Origin of the sequence: Longimicrobium sp. (assembly GCF_036387355.1) — a bacterium.
Lineage (GTDB): Bacteria > Gemmatimonadota > Gemmatimonadetes > Longimicrobiales > Longimicrobiaceae > Longimicrobium.
Map to the genome: position 1 here is coordinate 1 of NZ_DASVTX010000400.1, position 6,248 is coordinate 6,248.

3 protein-coding genes are annotated in these 6,248 nt (G+C 72.1%); 1 reads left to right on the top strand and 2 read right to left on the bottom strand.

Annotated features, from left to right (window positions below; genetic code table 11):
* Positions 1-777: 777 nt before the first annotated feature.
* Both VF665_RS17630 and VF665_RS17635 read right to left on the bottom strand, forming a co-directional pair.
* Positions 778-4,011, bottom strand: a complete 3,234-nt coding sequence (locus VF665_RS17630; protein ID WP_331054763.1) for a GAF domain-containing protein — start codon at positions 4,009-4,011, stop codon at positions 778-780.
* A 253-nt stretch (positions 4,012-4,264) separates the two neighbouring features.
* Positions 4,265-5,092 carry a DUF5715 family protein gene (locus VF665_RS17635; protein WP_331054764.1) on the bottom strand — a complete coding sequence of 276 codons (828 nt, stop codon included), beginning with the start codon at positions 5,090-5,092 and terminating at the stop codon, positions 4,265-4,267.
* A gap of 203 nt (positions 5,093-5,295) precedes the next feature.
* Between VF665_RS17635 and VF665_RS17640 the strand changes: the two genes are divergently transcribed.
* Positions 5,296-5,991 carry an HAD family phosphatase gene (locus VF665_RS17640; protein WP_331054765.1) on the top strand — a complete coding sequence of 232 codons (696 nt, stop codon included), beginning with the start codon at positions 5,296-5,298 and terminating at the stop codon, positions 5,989-5,991.
* Positions 5,992-6,248: the final 257 nt, after the last annotated feature.

Genomic DNA, 6,248 nt, shown 5'->3' on the forward strand with positions numbered 1-6,248 from the left:
TGACGATCCGGCGAAGCGCTCCGCTCAGGATGACGCTCAGGCGCCGAGGTGCGAGGCGAGCGCGGTCGTCCGCAGGGTCGGCTTCGCCGACCCCAAGCTGTTGCGCCTGCCGCGCCGTCGTGACGACAAGCGGTTGCGTCCGATGACTCGCGAGCACGTAGCATGTGCCACCGGCTCTGCCCGCCCAGCACGCCGGAGCACGAGTGTCATCCTGGTGGAGGCGCCGCGCAGTGCATCTGCGTGCCTCCAGCTTGGCCAGCGACTCTGCTCGCCCACCACGCCGGAGCACGAGTGTCATCCTGAAGGAGGCGCCGCGCGTGCCTTCCGCGTGCTCTGAGCCTTGCGCCGACTGAAGGATCCCGCCACGGAGTGCGCCATGAACGAGTGACTGCGTGGCGCGCGGCGCCACTGTTCGACGCGGCCGGGCGTCCGGGCACGCCGCGCAGTCGATGGTGCGCCCGACACTCCCGGCGGGATCCTTCGACTCCGCGCCACGATTCGGAGCGGCTGACAGTCCGGCGCAGTGCTCCGCTCAGGATGACGCTCAAGCGCCGGGGTGCGACGCGAGCAGTGTTTCTCGACCTGCTCTCCCCGTCTGCTCCCGCTCCATCACCGCTGCCGTTCTGCCCGTCATGGGTGGTCCACCGGCTGACGGCCAGGCTGGCGGAGCGAGCGGAACGAAAGCGGAGGCACAGCGGAGATCGAGTTCTCCCCTGTGCCTCCGCTTCTTTGTAAAAGCATCCCGTTCAGCCGCTCAGGGCCGATGGGAAAACGGGATCAATCCTCGGGCTCGCCGGGGTCGCGGGGCAGGGTGAGGGTAAAGGCCGACCCCTGCCCGGGCGTGCTTTCCGCCGTGAGCGTGCCGTCCATGGCCAGGGCCAGCTCCCGGCTGATGGACAGCCCCAGCCCCACACCCTGCTGCGACACCGACGTCAGCTTTCGATCGACCTGCACGAACGGATCGAACACCGTCGGCAGCTTGTCGGCCGCGATGCCGCGCCCCGTATCCGCCACCACGATGTACACCCGGTCCGCGTCGGCGCGGGTGCTGAGCGTCACCGAACCCGCGTCCGTGAACTTGACGGCGTTGGCCAGCAGGTTCACCAGGATCTGCCGGATGCGCTCCGCGTCGCCGCGCGCCACGGTCGCCTCCTCCCCCTCCGGGCGCAGGTAGGCGAGCCCCTTGGCCTCCATCTGCGGCTGGATGAGCGGCTCCAGCTCGGTCAGAAGCGGCTGCACGGGAACGGGGCCGATGCGGTACTCAATGCGCCCGGCCTCGATCTGCGCAAAGTTCAGCAGGTCGCTGATGAGCCCCAGCAGGTGCTGCTGCGCCCGGCGGATGCGCTCCAGGTCCTGCCGCTGCGCCACGGTGACCGGCCCGCGGATCTCCATCTCCAGAAGCTCCGTGTACCCGCCGATGGCGTTCAGCGGGGTGCGCAGCTCGTGGCTCATGGCGGAAAGAAAGTCGCTCTTGGCCTGGTTGGCCTGCTCCGCCGCGGCGCGCGCCCGCCGCTCCGCCTCGTACAGCCGCGCGTTGTCGATGGCCACCGCCGCGCGCCGTGCCAGGTCTTCGCCAAACGGAATGTCGGCCTCGCTGAAGCGCCGGTCGGACTCCGCCTGCACCAGCGTAAGCACCCCGATTACCCCGTCGCGCGTGAGCAGCGGAAGGGACAGGTAGGAGCGGAAGCCGGTGGCCTCCAACGCGCGCAGGTGCTCCTCGTCCTGCGCCACGGCGGGGTACATCTCCACCGGAATCTCCGGCGCCAGCTCCGGCTGTCCGCTGCGGATGACCTGCGCGGTGCCGTACGGCGCGGAGGGGTCCACCGGGTAGCGCGCCATGACCTCCCGCACCCACGCCACCTTGGCGGGGTCGGAGTGGTGCACCGCCACCGCGTCGGACCCGCCGTCCGGCCGCGCCAGCTCCACGAAGCACCAGTCCGCGATGGCGGGAACCACCAGCCGGGCCAGCGCGCCAAAGGTGTCGTCCAGCGCCAGTGAGGCGGATAGCACTTCGCCCGCGTCCGCCAGCAGCTCCGCCCGGGCGCGGAGCTGCTGCTCCGCTTCCAGCAGCCGCGCGCGCTCCAGCGCCTGCGCCGCCTGCTCGCCCAGGGTGAGCAGAAGGGTGCGCACGGCGTCCTCCGCCTCCTGCTCCACCGCGAAGCTGAACGAGAGCGCGCCCAGCGTGCGCCCGCCGGCGATGAGGGGAATCACCATGAGCGCGGCCGTGTTGGCGTCCACCATGTGCGGATGGGTTCCGGGGTAGCGCTCCATCGCCTCGCGCGTCCCCAGGATGCGCGGAACGCCCTCCAGCACCGCGTCGGAGAGCGGCCTGCCCGGCGTGAGGGGAAAGAACGCCCAGCGGTCCGCCACCCCGGCGGGAAAGCCGGCGGCGTGCACGATCCGGAAGCTTTTTCCATCTTCTCCCATCAGCGCCAGCGAGCCCGCATCGGCCCCCAGCGCGCCGACGCCGTGCTCCACGCACACCTGCGCCACCGCGGCCACGTCGGCCGCCTGGTTGAGCGCGGCGGCAAAGGACTGAATGCGCCGCGAGCGGCTGGCCGCGGCCTCGGTGCGCCGAAGCAGTTCGGCGTTGTCGATGGCGGACCCCGCGCGGCGGCCCAGGTCTTCGGCCGCGGCGAGGTCGTCCTGGGTGTACCGCCGCCCGGACTCGCTCGACACCAGGCTCAGGGTGCCGAGCGTACTTCCCCGGGCGGAGAGGGGCACGGTGATGGCGGCCGTGAACCCCACCTGCCGGAGCGCGGCCAGGTGCTCCTCGTCGCGAGCGGCGGCCACCAGCATGTCGTCGGTGATGGCCGGGTACAGCTCCGGTGCCCCGGTACGAAAGACGGCGGGGGCCCCGCGCTCGGCCTGGAGGTCGGCCGGATACCGGCGGTCCAGCTCCTCGGCCCACTGCAGCCGCTCGGGATCGCGGTGCGCCACCACGCGTGTGCGGCGGCGGCCGTCGGGGTGGTTGAGCTCCACCACGCACCAGTCCGCCAGCCGCTCCACGGCCAGGTCGGCCACGCGCCGCAGCGTTTCGTCAAAATCCAGCGACGAGGCCAGCACTTCGCTGGCGTGGGCCAGAAACTCCACACGCTCGCGGGCGGCCTCGGCCGTGCGGCTGGCCTCCAGCAGTTCCTCGGTGGCGGCCTCCAGCTCCACGTTCAGCGACTGCGCCTGCTCGATCTGGTGCTCCAGCTCCAGCGCCTGCTCCTGCGCCAGCGCCTCCATCCGCTTGCGCTCGGTGATGTCGGTGATCATCGCCAGCGTGAGCGCGGGGCTCCCTTCCGCGTCGCGCACCAGCGACACCGTCATGTCGACCCACACTTCCGAGCCGCCCTTGCGGTGCAGCCGCTTTTCCACGCGATAGCTGTCCAGCTCCCCGGCCCGCAGGCGGCGGGCGTCCTTGCCGTCCACCTCGCGGTCTTCCGGGGCGGTCACGCCGTGCAGGCCGGTGACGCGAAGCTCGGCAAGCGAGTAGCGCAGCATGCGCTCCAGGCCGGGGTTGATGGCCACCGGAACGCCGTCCATCCCCGTGAGCGCGATGCCTGTGGCGGCGTGCTCGAACACGGCGCGAAAGCGGGCCTCGCTCTCCCGCAGCGCCGCCTGCGCCGCGGTCTGCCGGGTGATGTCCGACACGTGCACCACGATGCCCCACACCCGGCCGCCCCCGTCGCGCAGGGGCTGGTAGGTGAACTCCACGTCGTGCCGCTCGATCACCCCGTCGCCGTCGTCGTCCCAGTCGGCGCGCACGCCGCTGCCGGTGGCGGGCACGCCGGTGCGGAATGCGCCGTCCAGCAGGTCGGTGAACCCCTGCCCGTGCAACTCGGGCAGGGCGTCGCGAAAGCGCAGGCCGATCAGGTCGCGCCGGCCCACCATGCGCCGGTACGCCTCGCTGGCCGCCACGATCACGTGCTCGGGGCCCTGGTACACCGCCGCCGCGCCGGGAAACTGCTCGATGAGCGAGCGGGCGCGCGCGGCATCCCAGTCCGTTTCGGATACGCTGTTCACGGCAGGCGGAAAAGGGGAGATAGGCCAGGAGGGCGCGAAACCACACGCAGACGGGGCGGAGCGCAGGGTCGCGTGCGCAACCCGGGCACCGCCACGTCACGAAAGGAGTCCGGCGGGCGGACCTCTCCGGGGTTCTGTGCGAATGCTGTTCCTGAGGATAATGCCCGGCGGTGCTGGTGCCAACCGTCTGCAAGCAAGCGCGCCCGGCTGTGCTCGCCGGGCGCGCTCGGTTCCCCACCCGGCCTGGGCCGCGTCAGGCGCGGGCGCGGCGGCCGGTGCGGAACAGGGCCCAGAGCAGCGCCGCCACCAGCAGCGCGCCGGCGCCCATGAACAGCGCCGCTCCCGGTCCGTTCCCGCGCGACGGCGGCGCGGTGCGCCGGACGGGCGCGGGCGTGGCGGGCACCGCGGCCGGAACGGCGGCCGGAACCGCCGCGGGGCGCGCGGCCTCCACCACGGCGGCGGCGGGCACGGAGGCGGCGGGCGGGGCCGGGGGCGCGGCGGGCACGGGGCTCACCGGGGCCGGCGTGCGCTTGGCGAACGAGGCGTACTGTCCCGGGAACACGGCCACGTGGTAGTGCGCGGGATGGCGCTCCTTGGTGATGTCGAGCAGCCCCTTGCTCTCCATGGCCAGCATGGTGGTTTCCATCCACTTGCGGCACTTCTCGCTCTTGCTGATGCGGAAGTCCACCGCCATCCCCGCCGGGTGCACCGACAATTTGTGCGCGTTCCCCGGCTGGTTGGCCAGCGGGCGCGTCAGGCTGGTGACCACCAGCGGCTCGCCGCACCCCGCGTGGTAGCCGGCCGCCGTGCGCTTGACGAACTCCAGCACCTCCGGCCGCGCGAACGGCTGCCCCACGTTGTGAAGGGTAAAGTCCGGCCCCGACACCACCGGCACCAGCGAGCCCTTGGCCACCATCTCCGACACGTCCTCCGCCGACTTGGCAAAGCTGTAGTGGCGCCCCACCGCCACCTCGTGCTGCCGCACCATGCTGGCGGGCGAGCCCGTCAGGGTCACGTCTCCCGCCATCGCCGGGCTCGCCAGAGCCGCCGTTGCCAGAAGTGCCGCCGCGATCGCTTTCATGGTCCAACTCTCTCCCCTCGGTACCCGGCGGGCCGCGCCCTGCGGACCCCTCGCTTGCCCGGTTCCCCATGCAGGATCAGGTCCACCGCGACGGAGTTCCGCAATGCTATCTGCCGCTCCTGCATCATCTTGTGCGGAAGCATGCTTTTCCGTGCGGATCTCGCGGCCCGCCGCCTGCGCGGAGCGGCGGTTCGCGACGGTGGATGAACGGCCAAACGGCGGGGAGCGGAATGGGTGGATGGACGGCGGTGCGGGCGGTGATCTTTGACATGGACGGGGTGATCAGCGACACGCAGATGCTGCACGCGGAGGTAGAGGCCCGGCTGCTGGAGGACTGGGGCGTGCGGATGACGGCGGAGGAGATCACGGCGCGGTTCGCGGGGGTGGCGGACCACGACTTCTTTCCCGCCGCGCTGGGGCGGCCGCTGGCGGCGGAGGAACTGGGGGAGATCGTCGCGCGCAAGTGGCGCGACATGGCGGACGCGGCGCCGGGCCGCATCGTGGCGATGGAGGGCGCGGTGGACCTCATCCGGCTGCTGCGGGCGCGCGGCCTTCCCCTGGCCGTCGCTTCCAGCTCGCCGATGTCCTTCATCCACCAGGTGCTGGATGAACTGGGGATCGCGGATGCGTTCGCCGTGCGCGCCACCGGCGAGGAGGTGCCCGCGGGCAAGCCCGCGCCCGACGTCTTTCTTCTCGCCGCGCGCCGCCTGGACGTGGAGCCGGCCGCGTGCCTGGTCATTGAAGACGCCCCCGCCGGTGTGGCGGCCGCCCGCGCGGCGGGGATGCGCTGCATCGGCCTGGCGCCGGACGGCGGGTCGCGCCTTGCCGCCGCGGACGCCGTCATCCGCTCGCTGCGCGAAGTCGTGAACGATCCCGATCGCTTTCTGGGAGACGCGTGACGGAGGGATGGACACGGGGGAACCGTCTCCTCCGTGTCTCCGTGTCTCTGTTAGAGATTGCCGTTCATCGGCTTGCGGGTCCGCCGGGGAACAGCTGACTCCTCGCCCGGAGCGAGGCGCAACGAAGGCCGTCATCCGCTGCCGCCCGGACCGGATTGTGTGCTCCGGGGGCTGGCCCTAGCTTGCACGTCATGACACGCACCCGCCTTCTCCTGGCCCTGCTGGCGGCGGCCGCGCTGGCGCCCGCCCTTCCGCAC